The sequence below is a fragment of the Pseudomonas sp. S44 genome (genome assembly GCF_016624805.1).
Classification (GTDB): domain Bacteria; phylum Pseudomonadota; class Gammaproteobacteria; order Pseudomonadales; family Pseudomonadaceae; genus Aquipseudomonas; species Aquipseudomonas machongensis.
Map to the genome: position 1 here is coordinate 70535 of NZ_JACVTY010000028.1, position 18863 is coordinate 89397.

Consider the following 18863-nt stretch of genomic DNA (forward strand, 5'->3'; position numbering starts at 1 on the left):
TGTAGCTATCTTGTAGTTATACTACATGACCGGCTGACCGCCCAGCTAAACGAACGTGGGAGAGTGGTGGCTTGAGTATCCCTTGCGACATTCTGGTTTTCGGCGGCACGGGCGACCTGGCCCTGCACAAGCTGCTGCCGGCGCTTTATCAGCTCTACCGCGAGGGTCGCCTGCACAACGCCGTGCGGATCATCGCCCTGGCCCGCCGCCCCCTGCCGCGCAACGACTACCTCAAGCTCACCGAGCGTCATTGCCGGGCGCAGATCGCCCGCAACGACTTCGACGAGGAGGTCTGGCAGCGCTTCTCGGCACGCCTTGACTACTTCGCCATGGACGCCTCCCAAGGCGCCGATTTCGGGCGCCTGGCCCGTTACCTCGGCGAGCCCGGTGGCCTGACCCGGATCTTCTATCTCGCCACCGCCCCCAACCTGTTCGTGCCCATCGCCAACAACCTGCGCCTGGCCGGGCTTGCCGACAGCGAAGCGCGCATCGTGCTGGAAAAGCCCATCGGCCATTCACTGGAGTCGGCCACGGCGATCAACGAAGCCATCGGCGCGGTATTCGACGAATCCCAGGTGTTTCGCATCGATCACTACCTGGGCAAGGAGACGGTGCAGAACCTCATGGCCCTGCGCTTCGCCAATGCCCTGCTGGAGCCTGTATGGCGCAACAGCCAGGTCGATCATGTGCAGATCAGCGTCTGCGAAACCCTCGGGGTCGAGAACCGCGGCGCCTACTATGATCGCGCCGGCGCTACCCGCGACATGCTGCAGAACCATCTGCTGCAACTGCTCTGCCTGGTGGCGATGGAGCCACCGGCACAATTCGAGGCCGAGGCGGTGCGCGACGAGAAGGTGAAGATCCTTCGTGCGCTGCGCCCGATCACCGGCCAGGACGTGCAGGACAAGACCGTGCGCGGCCAGTACGGCGCCGGCAAGATCGGCGGCCAGGAGGTCCCGGCCTACTACTTCGAGAAGGATGTCGACAACGACAGCGACACCGAAACCTTCGTCGCCGTGCAGGCCCATATCGAGAACTGGCGCTGGGCCGGCGTGCCGTTCTACCTGCGCACCGGCAAGCGCATGGCAAGGCGCTCGTCGCAGATCGTCATCCAGTTCAAACCGGTGCCCCATGAGCTGTTCGCCGGCGGCCAGGTCAACCAACTGCTGATCCAGTTGCAACCCGACGAGCACATCAGCCTGCGCATGATGACCAAGAGCCCCGGCCGCGGCATGCGCCTGGCGCCGGTCGAGCTGGACCTGAACCTGGCCCAGGCCTTCGCCCAGACACGCCGCTGGGAAGCTTACGAGCGCCTGCTGCTGGATGTACTGGATGGTGACTCGACGCTGTTCATGCGCCGCGATGAAGTGGAGGCTGCGTGGGCCTGGATCGACCCGATCCTCAAAGGCTGGGAGGAACACTTCCAGGCACCGCGGACCTACCCGGCAGGCAGCAATGGGCCGGAGCAGGCCAACAGCCTCCTCGCGCATCAGGGCCGACACTGGCACCTCTGACCATCTCCTGCCCCGGCACTTGCCGCCGGGGCGCAGGTCATCTTCGCGAGCGCTCCAGCAACGTCTTGAACGCTGCGGCATCGATCGGTCGACTGATCAGGTAACCCTGCGCCTCGTCGCACCCCTGTTCACGCAGGAATGCCAGCTGCTCCTGGGTTTCCACCCCCTCGGCCACCACCTCCAGCCCCAGGCTCTTGGCCATGGCGATGATTGCCCGGATGATCGCGGCATCCTGGCTGCCCTCCTGCAGGCCCCGAATGAACGCCTGGTCGATCTTCACGTAGTCCACCGGAAAGCGCTTGAGGTAACTCAGCGATGAATAGCCGGTACCAAAATCGTCGATCGCCAGCTTCACGCCCAATGCGTGCAGTTGCTGGAAGGTGGCGATGATGTGCTCGACATTGTCGAGCAACTGGCTTTCGGTCAGCTCCAGCTCCAGCAGGTGCGGCGCCAGTCCGGTCTCCTGCAGTACCTGACGCACCAGGCTGACCACCTTGCCCTGGCGCAACTGGTAGACCGACAGGTTGACCGACACACGGATCTCCCAACCCTGGCGCAACCATTCACATGCCTGCCAACACGCCTGACGCAGGACGAACTCCCCCATCGGCGCAATCAACCCGGTTTCTTCGGCCAGCCCGATGAACTCGCCTGGCGGCACCATGCCCCACTGCGGATGCTGCCAGCGCACCAGCGCCTCGGCGGCATGCAGGCGGCCGGAACGCAGGCACAGCTTGGGCTGGAAGTAGACCCGCAGCTGGTTTTCGTCGAGAGCCTTGCGCAGATCGTTTTCCAGTTGCAGGCGCTCCAGGGTGCTGGCACGCAGGCTTTCGGTATAGAACTGGAAGCTGTCGCCCCCCAGGTGCTTGGCGTGTTGCTTGGCCATGTCGGCCTGACTGACCAAAGCGTTGAGGTCGAAAGTGGCCTCCGACAACACACTGATGCCCACCGATGCACTGATCACCACCTCATGACCGCCCACTCGCTGCGGCACCCGCAGCTTGTCGAGCAGGCGTGTGGTGACCCGCACCAGGCTGGAAAGATTGCTGTAGCCATCGAACAGCACGGCGAACTCGTCGCCGGAGATACGTGCCACGGTGTCGGCCTCCGGCACCGCATTGGCCAGGCGCTGGGCCATTTTCTTCAGCAACTGGTCGGCCAGTTCGTGCCCCAGGCTTTCATTGAGCAGCTTGAAGCGGTCCAGATCGACATGCAGCAGCGCCAGGCTGCGGCCGTTCAGGCGCACACGCTGCACCGCCTCATGCAGGCGCAGACGGAACAGCGCTCGGTTGGCAAGGCCTGTGAGGTCATCGTAGTGGGCCAGATAGCGCAGGCGCTCCTCCGACTCACGGCGCGCCGACAGGTCCGTGAAGAACGCCACGATATTGCTGATGTTGCCCCGTCCATCGCTCACGCCATTGAGCTGCAACCATTGCGGGTAGAGCTCGCCATTACTGCGCGCCTCGACCAGCTCGCCCTCCCAGCGCCCTTGCTGCTCGAGGGCCTGGTGAATCGATTGGCTGTGCCGACGGGCGTCGCGGCTGCAGGGCAGCTCCAGCAGGTCACGCAGGATCAGGTCTTCGCGCCCGTAGCCGGTGAGATCGCAGAATCGCTGGTTGACCGCCAGCAACTGGTAGTGCGCATCGAGGATGGCGATGCCTTCACTCGCCGCTTCGAACACGGTGGCAGCCAGCCGCTGCTGTTCTTCCTGTTCCTTCTGTGCGGTGATGTCACGACGGGTACCCAGCATGCGCAGGACCTTGCCGTCGGCATCACGCTCGACCGCCCGTCCCCGGTCCTCGATCCAGCACCAGCGACCTTGCGTGTGGCGCACCCGGTATTCGACGCGATAGTCGTCGCTGCGGCCCTTGAGGTGCTCGACCAGCGTGCGACGCAGTAGCGGCAGATCGTCGGGATGCAAGCGCGGCTTGAGGTCGGCACGCACCGAGCGCACCTGCCCAGGCTCCAGGCCGAACAAGGCATGCAGCTGGGTGTGATGGACTTCGTCGGTTTGCAGGTCCCAGTCCCATAGCCCCAGTTCGCTAGCCTCCAGCGCCAGGCTCAGGCGCTGCTCGCTGGCACCCAGGGCCTGGGTGGCAAGCGCCAGCTCCCGGCCTCGCTCGCTCACCCGCAGCTCGAGGCCGGCCTGCGCTTGGCGCAATTGCTCTTCGGCGTGACAACGGTGGCGGATCTCTGCGCTCAAGGCCTGGTTCAATTGCTCGCCATGGCGTTGCGCACCCTGCAGATGCTCGATCAGTGCCTGGTTCTGAAAGCGCCGAAGCAGACCGCGTTCGATCAGACGATTGACCTGCCAGGCCACCACCATCAGGGCTCCGAGCAGGATCAGGCCAAGCCAGCCCCAGCCGCGCTGCAACCCGTCCTGATAAAAGAACAGAAATCCGATCGGCGGCAACAGGCCGGGTAACACGAAGCTGAGAAAGGCCGGCAGGCTGACCGCGTAGGCGACGCTCGCCGACAGCGCCGCTGCGCCCAGCAGGCCGAAAACCCAGGCCTGCTGGACGAAACTGTCCACCGGTACCAGCGCGAGGGCGGCACAGCCAAGCGTCAGGCCACTGAAGGCCGAACCACCCAGAAACATCCGCCACCAGGTCGGCTTGGCCTGACGCTCCGGCGAGGCCGCATCGAAGGCCGCCACCTGGATCACCCGCAAGGCCACCAGCGCCAGTAACCAGACCATCCACACGCCGACCAGCAGATAGCGGGCAGGGCTCCACAGCAGCCAGGCGCAAAGCAGGCCGTTGAGCAACATGAACAGGGTGGGCAGCAAGGAGCCCTGGTAAAGCAGGCGGGTCCGCTCGATGGAGAGCTGGGTTGCGAATTGCCTGCGAACGCTCCTTGTCGATTCGGGTGATGCGTCGATCACCACGCAATTCTGGGTCATATGGCAGTGTTCTTATAATGGTCAGCCGCGAACGTGCACGGAGCATACACAAGCGCGAGGCCAGGCCAAACTGCTGTATGTCATGATTTCACAAATGCCCGACCATTTGCCCGCAGCCCCCGCGCCAACCTAGAATGGCCGGATGCACACTGATGACCTCTCCCTACTGCTCAATTCCCTCAACGATGCCCAACGCCAGGCCGTAGCAGCCCCGCGTGGGCGTCAACTGGTGCTCGCGGGCGCCGGCTCTGGCAAGACCCGCGTGCTGGTGCACCGCATCGCCTGGCTGATCCAGGTCGAACAGGCCTCGCCGCATTCGATTCTGTCGGTGACCTTCACCAACAAGGCTGCCGCGGAGATGCGTCACCGTATCGAGCAGTTGCTGGGCATCAACCCGGCTGGCATGTGGGTCGGCACCTTCCACGGCCTGGCCCACCGCCTGCTGCGTGCCCACTGGCAGGAAGCGCGCCTGGCGCAGAATTTCCAGATCCTCGACGGCGACGATCAGCAGCGGCTGATCAAGCGAGTGATCCGCGAGATGGGCCTGGATGAGCAGCGCTGGCCGGCACGCCAGGCCCAGTGGTTCATCAACGGCCAGAAGGACGAAGGCCTGCGCCCGCAGCACATCCAGGCCAGCGGCGACCTGTTCCTGGCGACCATGCGCGGCATCTACGAAGCCTATGAGCAGGCCTGCGAGCGCGCCGGGGTCATCGACTTCTCCGAGCTGCTGCTGCGCGCTCTCGACCTGTGGCGCGACAACCCTGGCCTGCTCGAGCACTACCAGCGCCGTTTCCGCCACCTGCTGGTGGACGAATTCCAGGACACCAACGCCGTGCAGTATGCCTGGCTGCGCCTGCTGGCCGGCGGTGGCGAAAGCCTGATGGCTGTGGGCGACGACGACCAGTCGATCTATGGCTGGCGCGGTGCGAAGATCGAGAACATCCATCAATACACCGCCGACTTCCCCGACGCCGAACTGATCCGCCTGGAGCAGAACTACCGCTCCACCAGTGGCATCCTCAAGGCCGCCAACGCCCTGATCGCCAATAACAGCGGGCGTCTGGGCAAGGAGCTCTGGACCGATCTGGGCGAAGGCGAACCCCTCACCCTGTACGCGGCATACAACGAGCACGACGAAGCACGCTACGTGGTCGAAAGCATCGAGCGCGTCATCAAGGACGGCAACTCGCGCAGCGACATCGCCATCCTCTATCGCTCCAACGCCCAGTCGCGGGTGCTCGAAGAAGCCCTGCTGCGTGAGCGCATCCCCTACCGCATCTATGGTGGCCAGCGCTTCTTCGAGCGCGCCGAGATCAAGAACGCCATGGCCTACCTTCGTCTGCTCGAAGGCCGCGGCAACGATGCAGCACTCGAGCGGGTGATCAACGTTCCGCCACGCGGCATCGGCGAGAAGACGGTCGAAGCGATCCGCGAACATGCCCGCCACAGCCAGCTGTCGATGTGGGATGCCATGTGCCAGCTGCTCGCTGCCAAAGCACTCAAAGGCCGTGCGGCCAGTGCCCTGGGCGGCTTCATCGAGTTGATGGAAAACCTTGCGACCAAGGTCATGGAGATGCCACTGCACACCATGACCCAGACCGTCATCGAGCAGTCCGGGCTGATCATCTACCACCAGGAAGAAAAGGGTGAAAAGGGCCAGGCTCGGGTGGAAAACCTTGAGGAACTGGTCAGCGCTGCGCGCAACTTCGAATCCACTGAAGAAGATGCCGACCTTTCGCCGCTGTCGGCATTCCTCGGTCACGCCTCGCTGGAGGCCGGCGACGCCCAGGCAGACGAGCACGAAGACAGTGTGCAGTTGATGACCTTGCACAGCGCCAAGGGCCTGGAGTTCCCCTACGTGTTCCTGGTCGGCCTGGAAGAAGGCCTGTTCCCGCACAAGATGAGCCTGGAAGAACCTGGCCGCCTTGAGGAGGAGCGCCGTCTGGCCTACGTCGGGATCACCCGCGCGATGCGCCAGCTGATCATGACCTACGCCGAGACCCGGCGCCTGTATGGCAGCGAGACATACAACAAGGTGTCGCGTTTCGTACGGGAAATTCCGGCAGGTCTGGTTCAGGAAGTACGCTTGTCCAATTCGGTCAGCCGTCCTTTCGGCGGTGCGCAGACCCAGGCCAGCAGCCTGTTCGCCAACGCCAACATTCCGCAGACCGCGTTCAGCCTTGGCCAACGCGTGCAGCACTCGGTGTTTGGTGAAGGAGTCATCCTCAACTTTGAAGGGTCCGGGGCACAGGCTCGCGTGCAGGTGAACTTCGACGAAGGCAGCAAGTGGCTGATGCTGGGGTATGCCAAGCTGGAAGCGATCTGAGGACGAGTCGCGCTGACTCGTCCTGCAACGCTCTTTCAGACGCCAGATTCAGACGCGGACTACAGGATCAGGCAAAAGCTCGAAACATTCTTGCGCTAGCCATGTCTCCTAGATCATGTGCACCATGACGCGCGTGCAATCCACAAAACGGGAAATCCCATCTTATGCAACGTTTTCTTAGCATCGCACTGGCGCTCTGCGTCGGCCTGACGCTGAGCCTCGACGCCAACGCCAAGCGCTTCGGCGGTGGCAAGAGCTCGGGCGCTGCGCCTATGCACCAGACCCGCCAAGCCTCCCCAACCACGCCTGCCGCCGCGCCGACCGCTCCAGGCCGTGCACCGGCCGCTGCCAGCGGTGCTTCGCGCTGGCTGGGCCCTCTGGCCGGCCTCGCCGCCGGTGGCCTGCTCGCCTCCATGTTCATGGGAGACGGCTTCCAGGGCATGCAGATCCTCGACTTCCTGATCATGGGCCTGATCGCCTTCCTGGTCTTCCGCTTCATCGCTGCGCGCCGTCGCCAGCAGCAGCCGCAAGCTGCCGCAGCCGCCGGCCACGCTCCTTACCAGCGTGAAGTGCAACAACAGCCTGCGCAATCGATCTTCGGTGGATCGGCCGCGCCTGTCGCCGCCGCGCCAGTCATCAACGCCCCGGCCTGGTTCAACGAGCAGAGCTTCCTGGCCGCTGCCCGCAACCACTTCCAGACGCTTCAGCAGCACTGGGATGCGAACGAGATGGACAAGATCGCCGAGTTCGTTACCCCGCAAATGCTCGAGTTCCTCAAGCGTGAGCGTGCCGAACAAGGTGATGGCTTCCAGTCCACCTACATCGACGACCTCGATGTGCAGCTGGAAGGCGTCGACGACCGCGCCGACAAGACCATCGCTACCCTGACCTTCCGTGGCGTATCGAAGAACTCGCGCTTCGATCAGGGCGAGGCCTTCAGCGAAAGCTGGCACATGGAGCGTGCACAGGGCGAGAACCAGCCCTGGATGCTCGCCGGTATCCGCCAGAACGGCTGATTCTGACGCGCTTCACAGAAAAACCCCGGGCCTGTCCCGGGGTTTTTGCTTTTGCCGCACTGGGCTACTAGGGTATAACGCGCAGCGTTGTCATCAAGGTAAGAGGAAGTGAACTGTGGAAGAAGTGATCGAACAACTCCGTGAAGCCAATGAGCCAGTACCCGTGCCCCTGGAGCTTCCCGACGAAGACCAACTGGTCGAAATCGAAGAACAGCTGTTCATCAACATTCCCTTCGTCTTCAAGGAATTCCTGCTGACCGTCAGCGACGTGGTCTACGGTTCCCTCGAGCCGGTCACTGTCACCGACCCGCAGTCGCACACCTACTTGCCTGATGTTGCCGCCAATGCCTGGGATGCCGGCGTACCACGCGACCTGATCCCCCTTTGCCAGGACGGCGACAGTTACTACTGCGTCGAGGAAGACGGCACGGTAGTGCTGTGGGATGGCGACGAAGAAATCGTTGGCGAGGAAAGCTGGGAGTCGGTGTGGCACTGGGCGCGGGACGTCTGGCTGGAAAGCTGAACCCGAATGCGCAAAATAATGGCACACCGCCATTAACTACTCGTAGAATCGCCAGGCTTTCTGCGCCTGGCGACATCGTTACCGCCTGATCCCCTCGGACTACCATGGAGTCTTGCGCAGGGAGCGATCACCCCTCAATGCGAGTGATCGCGGCTGTTCTCCAACGTTTCCAGCAGGGCGATCTGCATGCGCGTATGCACGCGCACGAACCAACGCCACAACAGCGCGACCACCACGGCCGCGACCACGGCGATGACCAGCAAAAGCTCGTTGGTCGGCAGGATGCTCGCCGACAATGCCGACAGCAGCAGGAAGATCACCAGCAGCGACAACAGCGGAATCACTTCGGCAATCACGCGGCGCACGCGCTGAGTGTGACGCCCGGCCATCTCCGGCTTGACCCCCATCTCCGCCAACAGCATCGACAGCGCCTTGAGCTTGCGATAAGCGGCGATCAGGAAGGGCAGTGACAACAACAATGCCGCACCCCAGATCACCGCCTTCTGCTGCCCGACATCACCGATCCATTCGCTCAACCAGGTGCCGATGCGTACCGCGAAGTAACCACCGCTGAAGAAGATGGCGATTACCAGTGCCAGGTTCACCCCCACTTGCAGCAGGATGCGCCGGATCATCGCCGCCAGCATGGCGCCCTCGCCTTGAGGCTGAATGTTGCGCAACCACTCGCCATACAGCGACAGCACCCGCGACAGGCGCTGCGGTACCACCTTGCCCAGACGAATCGACAGGGGATCCGCGGCACGAATCAGGTAAGGCGTGAGCAAGGTGGTGATGGCCGAGACGGCCACTGCGACTGGGTAGAGGAAGTCGCTGGTGACCTGCAAGGTCATGCCCAGGGCAGCGATGATGAAGGAGAATTCGCCAATCTGTGAAAGCCCCATCCCCACACGCAATGAGGTACGTCCATCGTTGCCCGCAATGAAGGCGCCCATGCCGCAGGAGAGCATCTTGCCCAGCACCACAGCCAGGGTGATCACCACGATCGGCCAGGCGTAGTCGATCAACACCTGCGGATCGATCATCAGGCCAATGGCGACGAAGAAGATGGCGCTGAACAGGTCGCGTACCGGCTCGATCAGGCGCTCGATCTTCAGCAACTGGCGCGATTCGGCCATGATCGCACCGATCAGGAAGGCGCCCAGCACCATGCTGTACTCGAGCTTGACCACCAGCAGGCAGAAGCCGAAGCACAGCCCCAGTACGGTAATCAGCAACATCTCGTTGCTCTCGAACTTCGCAACGTAGGCCAGCAGCCGTGGCACCAGCAGGATGCCAATGACCAGCGCCACGATCATGAACAGCGACAGCTTGCCGACAGTGGAGAACACCTCGCCGGAACTGACCGTACCGCTGACCGCAATGCCTGAAAGCAGGGCGATTATACCGATGCCGAGGATGTCCTCGACGATCAGGACGCCGAAAATCAGCTGCGCGAACCGCTCGTTCTTCATCTTCAGGTCGTTGAGCGCCTTGACGATGATCGTCGTCGAGGAGATCGCCAGGATGGCGCCGAGGAACAACGAGTCCATGGTGCTCCAGCCGAACCAGCGGCCGATCTCGAAGCCGATCCAGATCATCAGCACGATTTCGAGGAAGGCAGCGATGAAGGCGGTCGCCCCCACCTTGAACAGCTTGCGCAGGCTGAACTCCAGGCCCAGGCAGAACATCAGGAAGATCACCCCGAGCTCGGCCAGGGTCTTGATCGTGTCTTCGTCGTGGATGAGGCCGAACGGCGGCGTGTGAGGGCCGATGATGAAACCGGCGACGATGTAGCCCAGCACCACTGGTTGGCGCAGCCTGTGGAAAAGAATGGTTACCACCCCTGCGACCAGCATGATCACGGCCAGATCCTGGATGAAGCTTATGGCATGCATGGCGTGGCACTCCTTTTCTCTACGCACGGGGCAGACCGCTCCTCTGCCAGGCATCCCCGATCGAGCAGCTAGTACAGATTGTGTTGAAGGGTGGAACTCCCATGTTGCATGGGCGTACTCAGGGTAACATCGCGTCCGCTCGTCAAACGCCCGTGCAATATGTAGAAACAGATCGGCAAAAGCGCACGAGGTAATGGCATGATCGGCGTGACGACGGACCGTCGAGCGACGTCCGTTTCCAGGATGGGAAACCTCAACAGAGGGGAACAGAAGTGTCTGCAGATACCCGCCCCGTTTCAGCGCAACCTCACCGTGAGCACACTATGGAACCTGGAAACGCCCAGCTGAGCATGACCGTCCTGATGACGCCGGACATGGCCAACTTCTCGGGCAACGTACATGGCGGCACCCTGCTGAAATACCTCGACGAAGTGGCCTATGCCTGCGCCAGCCGCTATGCCGGTACTTATGTCGTGACCCTGTCGGTGGACCAGGTGATCTTCCGCGAGCCGGTGCACGTCGGCGAACTGGTGACCTTCCTCGCCTCGGTCAACTACACCGGCAACACGTCCATGGAAGTGGGCATCAAGGTGGTGACCGAGAACATCCGCGAGCGCTCCGTTCGCCACTCCAACAGCTGCTTCTTCACCATGGTCGCGGTCGACGACAATCGCCGCCCGGTCGCGGTGCCGCCACGTCAGCCACAGAACAGCGAAGAGAAGCGCCGCTTCCTGCAGGGCCAGCAGCGCCGACAGATCCGCCAGGAGCTGGAGAAGCGCTACCAGGACCTGAAGACCGAGTGATCTAGAACGCCAGCACCTGTGCTTCGAACCGCACCCGCGGATGGGCGATACGGTCCTGCGCCCGCACCAGCTGCAACTCGTAGCTGGCGCAGGCCTGGGTTTCCAGCAGCACTTCGTGCACCGCCGCCGCGGTGAACTCGAAGGCCTGCAGCCACGAATCGCCCAGCAGTACCCGCGCCAGGAAAAGCCCCGAGGTCAGGTCACCGACTCCAACCGGCTGACGCGGAAACGCCAGCAGCGGGCGGCGCAGGTGCCAGCTCTGCTCGCGGGTCACCAGCAGCATCTCGAAAGCATCCTCGCCGCGCCCCGGGTAGGCCAGGTGCTTGACCAGCACCGCCTGCGGCCCACGTGCCAGCAGGCCGCGCGCCATGGCCACGCAATCTTCCAGCGACTGCGCATGCCGACCACAGAAACTGTCGAGCTCGAGCTGGTTCGGGCAGAGGATGTCAGCCACCGACGCCGCCTGCTCAAGCAGGAAGTCGCTGACCTCCTGGGGCACGATGCAGCCCTTCTCGGCGTGCCCCATCACCGGGTCGCACAGGTACAGCGCACGCGGGTTGACCGCCTTGATCCGTTCGACGCCGGCCAGGATCGCCCGCCCCTGCTCGGCACTGCCCAGGTAACCCGACAGCACTGCATCGCAATGGCCCAGCTCGCCGATATTGGAAATGCCTTCCACCAACGCAGGAATTTGCTCCGGAGCAAGCACTTCGCCAGCCCACTGGCCATACTGAGTGTGGTTGGAGAACTGCACAGTGTTGAGCGGCCAGACATTGACGCCGATGCGCTGCATGGGAAACACCGCGGCGCTGTTTCCGGCATGGCCAAAGACCACATGGGACTGGATCGCGAGCAAGTGCGGTGTACGTTTCATGCAGGAGACTTCCGAAGCTGTGTGGATAAGTGAAAGTCGATCAGTATGAACCCGAAAGCCACCTGTACGACAGGCCAGGCACGCAGTTAAGCTGAAGCCACCTGTCTGGAGCATATGCAAATGTTGACCCTGGAGAACCTGTTCGTCCTGATGCTGTTGGCGACGGCTGGCGCCTGGCTGTGGCACAACCATGGCTTGCGTGAGAAGGCGCTGGAACGGGTCAAGCAGCATTGTGCGAAGCTCGACCTGGAGCTGCTAGACGACGCCGTGGCCCTCAAGCGCATCGCCTTCGTACGCGATGCCAATGGCCGCAAGCGCCTGGCGCGGGTCTATGCCTTCGAGTTCACCGTTACTGGCGAACAGCGTCACCCCGGCACCGTGACCCAGTTCGGCGCCCATACCGTACAGATCGAACTGGCACCCTATCCGTTCGAGATCAAGACCCCGCCGCGCACCGACAACGTTATCGAAATGCAGCAATGGCGCCAGGAGCATAACCGCTGGCGCAACTGATCAGCCGTTTACGCGGCAGTGCTCGATGGCTGCTTGAAGGGGCTGTAACGGCTGGGGCTGATCGAAGATCAGCTCGATACGCGAGTCCCTGCGCCATTCGCTTGAACGCCACTCAGGCACACCGCGCCCCAGGCCGTTGAATGATTGCCAACCCTGGGTGCTGTGGATAACCCCTTTGGCTCGCCGCCACGCCCATTGTGCGAGCACGCCACGCAATGCAGCCTCATCGAAGCGCTGGCTCCGATGCCAGCGCCAGCCCACACTCCACCCACCCTCACCTTGCTGCGCCTGGCAGATGGGTTGGCGCGGATCTGTCCACAGGGCAGCCAAGCTGACGGGTGCACTGTCCACAGGCAGGCAGGAAAGATCCGCTGGGGGTAGGGGCTCTGTGGACAAAATGGGCAGGTTATCCAGGGCAAGCGCAGCATGATCCGTCCACACCGCCCTGATTTCGCCAAACGCCGCAGTTATCAACAGACGCTGTGCATCATCCACATCTTCTGACTTGTTGAAAATCAACAACCCCGCCTGCGCCACTGCCTGCTGTTGCGCATCGGGCAGCGGTTCACCCCGCGCCAGGGCGACAGCATCCAGCACCATCAGCAGGGGCTGGACATCCAGCACACCGATCCAGGGCGCGTGCCTCAACTGCTCCAGCAATTGCACGGGATGACCGAGGCCGGAAGGCTCGATGAACAGCCTGTCGGGCTTGGCTTTGCGCAGCAGACGCCCCAGGCCGACCTGGAATGGCGCCCCGTTGACACAACACAAGCAACCGCCCGCCACCTCGCCGATGGCGACGCCGGCCTCGTCGGTGCTGAGCAGCGCAGCGTCGAGGCCAATCTGGCCGAACTCATTGACCAGCACCGCCCAGCGCTCGTTTTCCGGGCGCTGACCGAGCAGGTGGCGAATCAGGCTGGTCTTGCCTGCGCCCAGTGGGCCGGCGATGACGTAGGTGGGAATGTGCTGCAACATGGCTCGGAATCTAGGTGGACGTGATGCCAGTCTATCGTGGATACAGGTTCGTTGCCTTTACGGACCTCTTCGCGGGCAAAGCCCTCACCCCAACCAATCAAGACTCAACAACAGCCGCTTCTCTCCCGGCGGCGTCGGCGGCGAGCGGTGCACCAGCCCTGCCCCCTCGTTACCCAACCACTTCTCTCCCTTGAGCAAGGCCACATCCCCCGCCTGCAAGCGCCGAATGTTATCCACAGGTGCTTCGGCCAGTTGCAAACGGCTGCGGTCGATGTCGCCTTCTTCCAACCACTCACTGCCGGCCCCCGCATAGGTGGTCAGCAGACGCAGTGGGACATGATCCACATGAAAGCGCGGGCACATCGCCCCGTCGAGCAGCCTCAGCCGCAAGCCCACGCGGCGCGCGCCCAGCAGGCAGGTATAGGCCGCCACCAACCACGACACGTCAGCTACAAAACCTTCGTAACCGTGCAGATCGGCCGCCTCGGGCAGCAAGCGATGCAACACCGGCGGCTCACGCTCATCCACCTCCATCACACGTTCATCCGACATCGGCTGGCCAAGATTGAGCAGCAGGGCCGCGAAGTCCTCGACCTGCGCCGGTAAGCTTCGCTGCCACACGGCCAGGTTGACGCCATCCTGCAGGATGTCTGTCATCACCTGCGGCGACTCGCCGAACGCCTGGCGGATATCCACAAGCCGAGGTGCCGCCTTCATGCTGCCGCCTCTTCATACCATGGGCCGAACGGATCATTCAGGCGCAACCAGGCCATCGGCCCGAGTTCCATCTCATCGTCCGTCAGCAGACACGCTTCAAGCTCTGTGGATAACCGTGCGAAGTCGATGTTCTGACCGATAAACACCAGCTCCTGGCGGCAGTCGCCAGAATCGACCGTCCACTGCTTGAGGATCGCTTCGAGGTTCTCTTCATCTTGCGGCCACTGCTCACGCGGTACGAAACGCCACCAGCGACCCGCCAGCCCATGACGCATCATGCCGCCTGCCTGCGACCAACTGCCGGCTTCCTGGTACTTGCTGGCCAACCAGAAAAAGCCTTTCGAACGCAGCAACCGACCATTGCTCCAGCTGTTGTGGATAAAGTCGAAAAAGCGCTGTGGATGAAACGGCCTGCGTGCCTGCCAGGTGGTCGAGGCGATGCCGTACTCCTCGGTTTCCGGCACATGCTCGCCGCGCAGTTCCTGCAACCAACCCGGCGCCTGGGACGCTTGCTCGAAGTCGAACAGCCCGGTATCGAGAATACGCTCCAGCGGCACCTGGCCCATCACCATTGGCACGATCTGGGCACGGGCGTTGAGGCTGCGCAGGATCGCGGTCAGTTCCTCGCGTTCGTGCTGACTGATGAGGTCGATCTTGCTCAGCAGCAACACGTCGGCAAACTCGATCTGCTCGATCAGCAAGTCGCTGATCGAGCGTTCGTCCTGCTCACCCAGGGTTTCGCCACGACTGGCCAGGCTGTCCGCCGCCTGGTAATCCCGCAGGAAGTTGAGGCCGTCGACCACCGTGACCATGGTATCCAGGCGCGCCATGTCGGAGAGGCTGCGGCCCTGTTCGTCGCGGAAGGTGAAGGTTTCGGCCACCGGCAGTGGTTCGGAAATGCCAGTGGATTCGATCAGCAGGTAATCGAAGCGGCCTTCGTCGGCGAGCCGGGCCACTTCCTCGAGCAGGTCTTCGCGCAGGGTGCAGCAGATGCAGCCATTGCTCATCTCGACGAGCTTTTCTTCGGCGCGATTGAGGCTCACATTACGCTGTACCTCGCTGGCATCGATGTTGATTTCGCTCATGTCGTTGACGATCACCGCAACCCGCAGGTTTTCACGGTTGCGCAGGACATGGTTGAGCAGCGTGCTCTTGCCGGCCCCGAGGAAGCCGGACAGCACGGTAACGGGAAGGCGGTTGGTCATGGTGAACCTCATCGGGCAAAGCGCATTCGAAACGACGCATTGCACAACGTTATAATATAACAATACAATTTCGCCAAGCCGCGTCTGTCGAACGGCTGCCCGAGAGGATGGACATGAAGCACTCGAACCTCGCCCTATTGCTGCTGGCACTTGCCGTGCCCATCCCGCTCTACGCTGCGATCCCACAGCCCAGCCTGGCGTTGTGCACCCGCAGCGCCACGCTGTTGGCCTGCGAAGACGGCAAAGGCAGTTACTACAGTGTGCGAACTGAGGGCCGAGACTTTCATCTGCGCGGGTATGACAGCAACAGTCGACGACTCTGGGCGCAGACCAACAGCCGCTATGGACAGATGACCTTTTTCACCGGCCTGGCCAGCGACGGCGAAGCCTGGGTGGGCTACAGCCGGCGCGTCGGCTGGACCACCCTGAACCGCGTATCCAGCTCAAGCGGCCAACGTTTCAACCTGCATTGCAGCTTGATCGGAGGTTGCCGCTGAAGCCCCTTCTTCATGGACTCTATCGATGACCAGCCTGATGCTTCCCGACATCGCCGCACAAACCAGCCACAAGCTCCAACCCCTGGATTGGGTCGGTATGCGCGGTATCGCCCTGCCTGTGCAACTGAACGGGTACCGCCTGAGCGCCTGGGCTGATGCCGGCGTGAGCCTGGATGATGGTGAATCGCGCGGCATCCATATGTCGCGCCTTTACCTTGCGCTGGAGGCACTGGAGCACACCGAACTGACGCCCTTGGCATTGCGCCAGCTCCTGGCCCGCTTTCTCGACAGCCATGAAGGGCTTTCGTCCAGCGCCTACCTGCGCCTGAAATTCGACTATCTGATTAAGCGTCCAGCGCTTGTCAGCCCGTTGGAGGGCTGGAAGCGCTACCCGATCACCCTTGATGCACGCATCGAAAACGAGATGTTCCACGTGGAACAACACGTGGAAATCCCCTACTCATCCACCTGCCCATGCTCCGCTGCGCTGGCGCGCCAGCTCATCCAGCAGCAATTTCTCAAGGACTTCGCCAACCAGACGCTCGACCCGCAGGCCATTCTGCAATGGCTGGGCAGCAGTGCAGGTATCGTTGCGACGCCCCACAGCCAGCGCAGCCAGGCCTTCATCAAGGTGCGTCTGCGGGACAACCTGCAAACGCTTCCGCTCAACGCGCTGATCGATACCGTGGAAAACGCATTGGGTACCGCCGTGCAGACGGCCGTGAAAAGAGCCGACGAACAGGCGTTCGCCCTGGCCAATGGTCAGAACCTGATGTTCTGTGAAGATGCTGCGCGTCGCGTGCACCTGGCGCTGCGCGAATTGGAATGGGCCACCGGCTTCGATCTGCGCGTGGAACATGCGGAAAGCCTGCATGCCCACGACGCAGTGGCTGCCAGCCAGTGGCAATGGTGAGGCGCTAGCTGCGTGGACGTACGTTCCCGCAATCATTACCCAGCCACACCGCCCGGGTGTTCATGCTGCCCTGCTGCTGAACGCCCGAGGCATTGAAGGTGCCGCTGACCTGGGTGGTGAATTCGCGATCACTGAGGAAGGTTGCCTGACCGGTGCCTTGGGCTTTGGGGCAACTGAACTGGAACTTCCAGACGTTGGCTTGACGGTCGGTGATCTTCTGCGTGCAACCCGACTGCGGATCCTGCAGCGGAATATCATTGGTAGCCACCTGCTCTGGCGTCAGGCACGAGCGCACTCCATTGCCCCCCACGGTAATGCCTTGCTTGGCCAAGGCACCCTCCATCATGGCGCGCTGCTCCGGCGGCAGGTTCTTCAGTTGGCCGAGCATGAACGCCATATCGGGCAATGGCTTGCCGTCGACCTGCATGTTGCTGGTGGTCAACTCCCACAGACCGGGTTGCAGCATCTGCGCTTGCGCCAGCAGCGGGCTGCCCAGGCCCAGTGCCAGGGCAATCAGTGGCAGACGAATCTTCATGGATCAGTGCTCCTCGAAATACCGGCTACAGGCCGGACAGAGCCTTAGACGTCTTTTTCGCCCGCGGGTTGCAAGTGGCCCCGGGAACATGCTCTGTTAGGCGGCAGTGCTCTTGGAATGCAGGATGCGTATGGATTACCACAGCCCCTACTTCTTCGGTTACCTGCTCGGACTGATTCACTTCCTGGGCATCATCGCTGCGCTGCATGCGGTGTTCACTGTGCGTACCGCTCAAGGCGCAATCGCCTGGGCAATGTCACTGTTCTTCATTCCCTACCTGACCCTGGTGCCATATCTGATCTTTGGCGCCCGCTCCTTTTACGCCTACATCCAGGCGCGGCGCCAAGCCAACCAGGAGATGCACGTGGCGATGGCCGACCTCAACTGGCGCCCCTGGGTGGAGGAAGCCCTGACCGCCCGGGAGTCGGAAAGCTACGCGGCACTGCGTGCCATGCCCAAGCTTGGTCGCATGCCCTGCCTGGCCAACAACCAGGTGAAATTGCTGATCGATGGCACTGCGACCTTCGACGCGATCTTCGCTGCCATCGGCGAGGCGCGGGACACGGTCCTGGTGCAGTTCTTCATCATCCACGACGACGCCATCGGCCAGGAGCTGCAACAACTGCTACTGCGCAAGGCCGCCGAAGGGGTAAGGATTTACGTATTGTTCGATCAGGTCGGCAGCCATGCCCTGCCGGCGCGCTACAGCCAGGTGCTGCGCGAGGGCGGTGTACAGATCCAGGCCTTCTCCTCGCGCCGTGGGTGGTTCAACCGCTTCCAGGTCAACTTTCGCAACCACCGCAAGATTGTCGTGGTTGACGGACTCCAGGGTTTCGTCGGTGGGCACAACGTCGGTGATGAGTACCTGGGCGGCAATCCACGCCTGTCACCCTGGCGCGATACCCACGTGCAGGTCAGCGGACCGGTGCTGGCCTGTCTGCAGGAGTCGTTCGCCGAAGACTGGTATTGGGCCACCCGTGAGCTGCCACCGCTGATCCTGCCCGATGCCTATCCAGAAGATGGCGTACTGTGTCAGGTGCTTGCCAGCGGCCCGGCGGACCCACAGGAGACCTGCCAACTGTTCTTCGTCGAAGCGATTCAGTCGGCAACACGGCGTATCTGGATCACCAGCCCCTACTTCATTCCAGACGAAGCCGTCTTCGCGGCACTGCGCCTAGCAGTGCTGCGCGGCGTCGATGTGCGGATACTGATTCCGTCACGGCCCGACCACAAGATCGTCTATGCCGCCTCCAGCCTGTTCGCCTTCGAAGCTGTGCGGGCCGGGGTGCGCATATTCCGTTATCAGCCGGGCTTCGTGCATCAGAAGGTGATCCTGGTGGACGATGATGTCAGCGCCATCGGCAGCGCCAACATGGACAACCGCTCGTTCCGCTTGAATTTCGAGATCACCTTGCTGACCATCGACCGCGCCTTTGCCGATCAGGTCGAGGCCATGCTGCTGTGCGACTTCGAGCAATCGCGGGAGATAACCGCCGAAGACAGCCGTGACACTCATCGGCTGCAGCAGCTGGGGATGCGCATCGCGCGCTTGATTTCACCGATTCTGTAGCCGGAAAAGTAGCGGGGGGGGGGGGGGGGGCCCCGCGGGGGGGGGGGGGGGGGGGGGGGGGGGGGGGGGGGGGGGGGGGGGGGGG

At 62.6% G+C, this 18863-nt stretch carries 16 protein-coding genes; 9 read left to right on the forward strand and 7 right to left on the reverse strand.

Annotated features, from left to right (window positions below; genetic code table 11):
- Positions 1-71: 71 nt before the first annotated feature.
- The gene (gene zwf, locus IAE40_RS19785) at positions 72-1514 is read left to right on the forward strand and encodes a glucose-6-phosphate dehydrogenase (protein ID WP_197891715.1); all 1443 of its coding nucleotides are present in this window, start codon (positions 72-74) and stop codon (positions 1512-1514) included.
- Positions 1515-1551: 37 nt separating this feature from the next.
- Here zwf and IAE40_RS19790 read toward each other — a convergent pair whose 3' ends face one another.
- Positions 1552-4416 carry an EAL domain-containing protein gene (locus IAE40_RS19790; protein ID WP_200603730.1) on the reverse strand — a complete coding sequence of 955 codons (2865 nt, stop codon included), beginning with the start codon at positions 4414-4416 and terminating at the stop codon, positions 1552-1554.
- 142 nt (positions 4417-4558) lie between these two features.
- On the opposite strand from IAE40_RS19790, the gene uvrD reads away from it, so the two are divergent.
- The 3 genes from uvrD to IAE40_RS19805 all read left to right on the forward strand — a co-directional run bounded on the left by uvrD (position 4559) and on the right by IAE40_RS19805 (position 8281).
- Complete coding sequence (uvrD, locus tag IAE40_RS19795; protein WP_054892979.1) at positions 4559-6742, forward strand: DNA helicase II; 2184 nt, start codon at positions 4559-4561, stop codon at positions 6740-6742.
- Between the two features lie 164 nt (positions 6743-6906).
- The gene (locus IAE40_RS19800; RefSeq protein WP_054892980.1) at positions 6907-7758 is read left to right on the forward strand and encodes a Tim44 domain-containing protein; all 852 of its coding nucleotides are present in this window, start codon (positions 6907-6909) and stop codon (positions 7756-7758) included.
- Positions 7759-7873: 115 nt separating this feature from the next.
- Positions 7874-8281 carry an SMI1/KNR4 family protein gene (locus IAE40_RS19805; protein ID WP_063541864.1) on the forward strand — a complete coding sequence of 136 codons (408 nt, stop codon included), beginning with the start codon at positions 7874-7876 and terminating at the stop codon, positions 8279-8281.
- A gap of 134 nt (positions 8282-8415) precedes the next feature.
- Here the strand turns inward: IAE40_RS19805 and IAE40_RS19810 are convergent, their stop codons facing one another.
- Positions 8416-10176 carry a cation:proton antiporter gene (locus tag IAE40_RS19810; protein ID WP_063541866.1) on the reverse strand — a complete coding sequence of 587 codons (1761 nt, stop codon included), beginning with the start codon at positions 10174-10176 and terminating at the stop codon, positions 8416-8418.
- A gap of 323 nt (positions 10177-10499) precedes the next feature.
- Here IAE40_RS19810 and IAE40_RS19815 point away from each other — a divergent pair, with 323 nt between their 5' ends.
- Positions 10500-10979, forward strand: coding sequence for an acyl-CoA thioesterase (locus IAE40_RS19815; protein WP_054892983.1), 480 nt, complete (start codon positions 10500-10502; stop codon positions 10977-10979).
- 1 nt (position 10980) lies between these two features.
- Here the strand turns inward: IAE40_RS19815 and pdxY are convergent, their stop codons facing one another.
- The gene (gene pdxY / locus IAE40_RS19820) at positions 10981-11853 is read right to left on the reverse strand and encodes a pyridoxal kinase PdxY (protein ID WP_200603731.1); all 873 of its coding nucleotides are present in this window, start codon (positions 11851-11853) and stop codon (positions 10981-10983) included.
- 120 nt (positions 11854-11973) lie between these two features.
- Here pdxY and IAE40_RS19825 point away from each other — a divergent pair, with 120 nt between their 5' ends.
- Complete coding sequence (locus tag IAE40_RS19825) at positions 11974-12366, forward strand: DUF3301 domain-containing protein (protein ID WP_054892985.1); 393 nt, start codon at positions 11974-11976, stop codon at positions 12364-12366.
- Here the strand turns inward: IAE40_RS19825 and IAE40_RS19830 are convergent, their stop codons facing one another.
- The 3 genes from IAE40_RS19830 to zigA form a co-directional block, all read right to left on the reverse strand.
- On the reverse strand, positions 12367-13341 hold the full coding sequence (locus tag IAE40_RS19830) for a CobW family GTP-binding protein (protein ID WP_200603732.1): 975 nt from the start codon (positions 13339-13341) through the stop codon (positions 12367-12369).
- 84 nt (positions 13342-13425) lie between these two features.
- Complete coding sequence (locus tag IAE40_RS19835; RefSeq protein WP_200603733.1) at positions 13426-14058, reverse strand: DUF1826 domain-containing protein; 633 nt, start codon at positions 14056-14058, stop codon at positions 13426-13428.
- Entirely contained in the window at positions 14055-15263 is a 1209-nt protein-coding gene (zigA, locus tag IAE40_RS19840) for a zinc metallochaperone GTPase ZigA (RefSeq protein WP_153774329.1), read from the reverse strand. The genes IAE40_RS19835 and zigA overlap by 4 nt, the downstream gene beginning before the upstream one ends.
- 113 nt (positions 15264-15376) lie before the next feature.
- Between zigA and IAE40_RS19845 the strand changes: the two genes are divergently transcribed.
- The gene (locus IAE40_RS19845; RefSeq protein ID WP_151925859.1) at positions 15377-15760 is read left to right on the forward strand and encodes a glutamine synthetase; all 384 of its coding nucleotides are present in this window, start codon (positions 15377-15379) and stop codon (positions 15758-15760) included.
- A gap of 25 nt (positions 15761-15785) precedes the next feature.
- Positions 15786-16673 carry a GTP cyclohydrolase FolE2 gene (folE2, locus tag IAE40_RS19850; protein ID WP_200603734.1) on the forward strand — a complete coding sequence of 296 codons (888 nt, stop codon included), beginning with the start codon at positions 15786-15788 and terminating at the stop codon, positions 16671-16673.
- Between the two features lie 4 nt (positions 16674-16677).
- Here the strand turns inward: folE2 and IAE40_RS19855 are convergent, their stop codons facing one another.
- Positions 16678-17208: a DUF3617 domain-containing protein gene (locus tag IAE40_RS19855; RefSeq protein ID WP_197891744.1), complete on the reverse strand. Its 531-nt coding sequence runs from the start codon at positions 17206-17208 to the stop codon at positions 16678-16680.
- A gap of 130 nt (positions 17209-17338) precedes the next feature.
- Here IAE40_RS19855 and cls point away from each other — a divergent pair, with 130 nt between their 5' ends.
- On the forward strand, positions 17339-18778 hold the full coding sequence (cls, locus tag IAE40_RS19860) for a cardiolipin synthase (RefSeq protein WP_063541882.1): 1440 nt from the start codon (positions 17339-17341) through the stop codon (positions 18776-18778).
- Positions 18779-18863 lie beyond the last annotated feature (85 nt).

What these genes read in the sequence shown, in the direction of transcription:
- IAE40_RS19835 (WP_200603733.1), bottom strand. Translation starts at nt 14,058, where the DNA reads ATGAAGGCGGCACCTCGGCTTGTGGATATCCGCCAGGCGTTCGGCGAG.
- IAE40_RS19830 (WP_200603732.1), bottom strand. Translation starts at nt 13,341, where the DNA reads ATGTTGCAGCACATTCCCACCTACGTCATCGCCGGCCCACTGGGCGCA.
- IAE40_RS19845 (WP_151925859.1), top strand. Translation starts at nt 15,377, where the DNA reads ATGAAGCACTCGAACCTCGCCCTATTGCTGCTGGCACTTGCCGTGCCC.
- IAE40_RS19810 (WP_063541866.1), bottom strand. Translation starts at nt 10,176, where the DNA reads ATGCATGCCATAAGCTTCATCCAGGATCTGGCCGTGATCATGCTGGTC.
- IAE40_RS19815 (WP_054892983.1), top strand. Translation starts at nt 10,500, where the DNA reads ATGGAACCTGGAAACGCCCAGCTGAGCATGACCGTCCTGATGACGCCG.
- folE2 (WP_200603734.1), top strand. Translation starts at nt 15,786, where the DNA reads ATGACCAGCCTGATGCTTCCCGACATCGCCGCACAAACCAGCCACAAG.
- IAE40_RS19800 (WP_054892980.1), top strand. Translation starts at nt 6,907, where the DNA reads ATGCAACGTTTTCTTAGCATCGCACTGGCGCTCTGCGTCGGCCTGACG.
- cls (WP_063541882.1), top strand. Translation starts at nt 17,339, where the DNA reads ATGGATTACCACAGCCCCTACTTCTTCGGTTACCTGCTCGGACTGATT.
- zigA (WP_153774329.1), bottom strand. Translation starts at nt 15,263, where the DNA reads ATGACCAACCGCCTTCCCGTTACCGTGCTGTCCGGCTTCCTCGGGGCC.
- IAE40_RS19790 (WP_200603730.1), bottom strand. Translation starts at nt 4,416, where the DNA reads ATGACCCAGAATTGCGTGGTGATCGACGCATCACCCGAATCGACAAGG.
- pdxY (WP_200603731.1), bottom strand. Translation starts at nt 11,853, where the DNA reads ATGAAACGTACACCGCACTTGCTCGCGATCCAGTCCCATGTGGTCTTT.
- uvrD (WP_054892979.1), top strand. Translation starts at nt 4,559, where the DNA reads ATGCACACTGATGACCTCTCCCTACTGCTCAATTCCCTCAACGATGCC.
- IAE40_RS19825 (WP_054892985.1), top strand. Translation starts at nt 11,974, where the DNA reads ATGTTGACCCTGGAGAACCTGTTCGTCCTGATGCTGTTGGCGACGGCT.
- IAE40_RS19855 (WP_197891744.1), bottom strand. Translation starts at nt 17,208, where the DNA reads ATGAAGATTCGTCTGCCACTGATTGCCCTGGCACTGGGCCTGGGCAGC.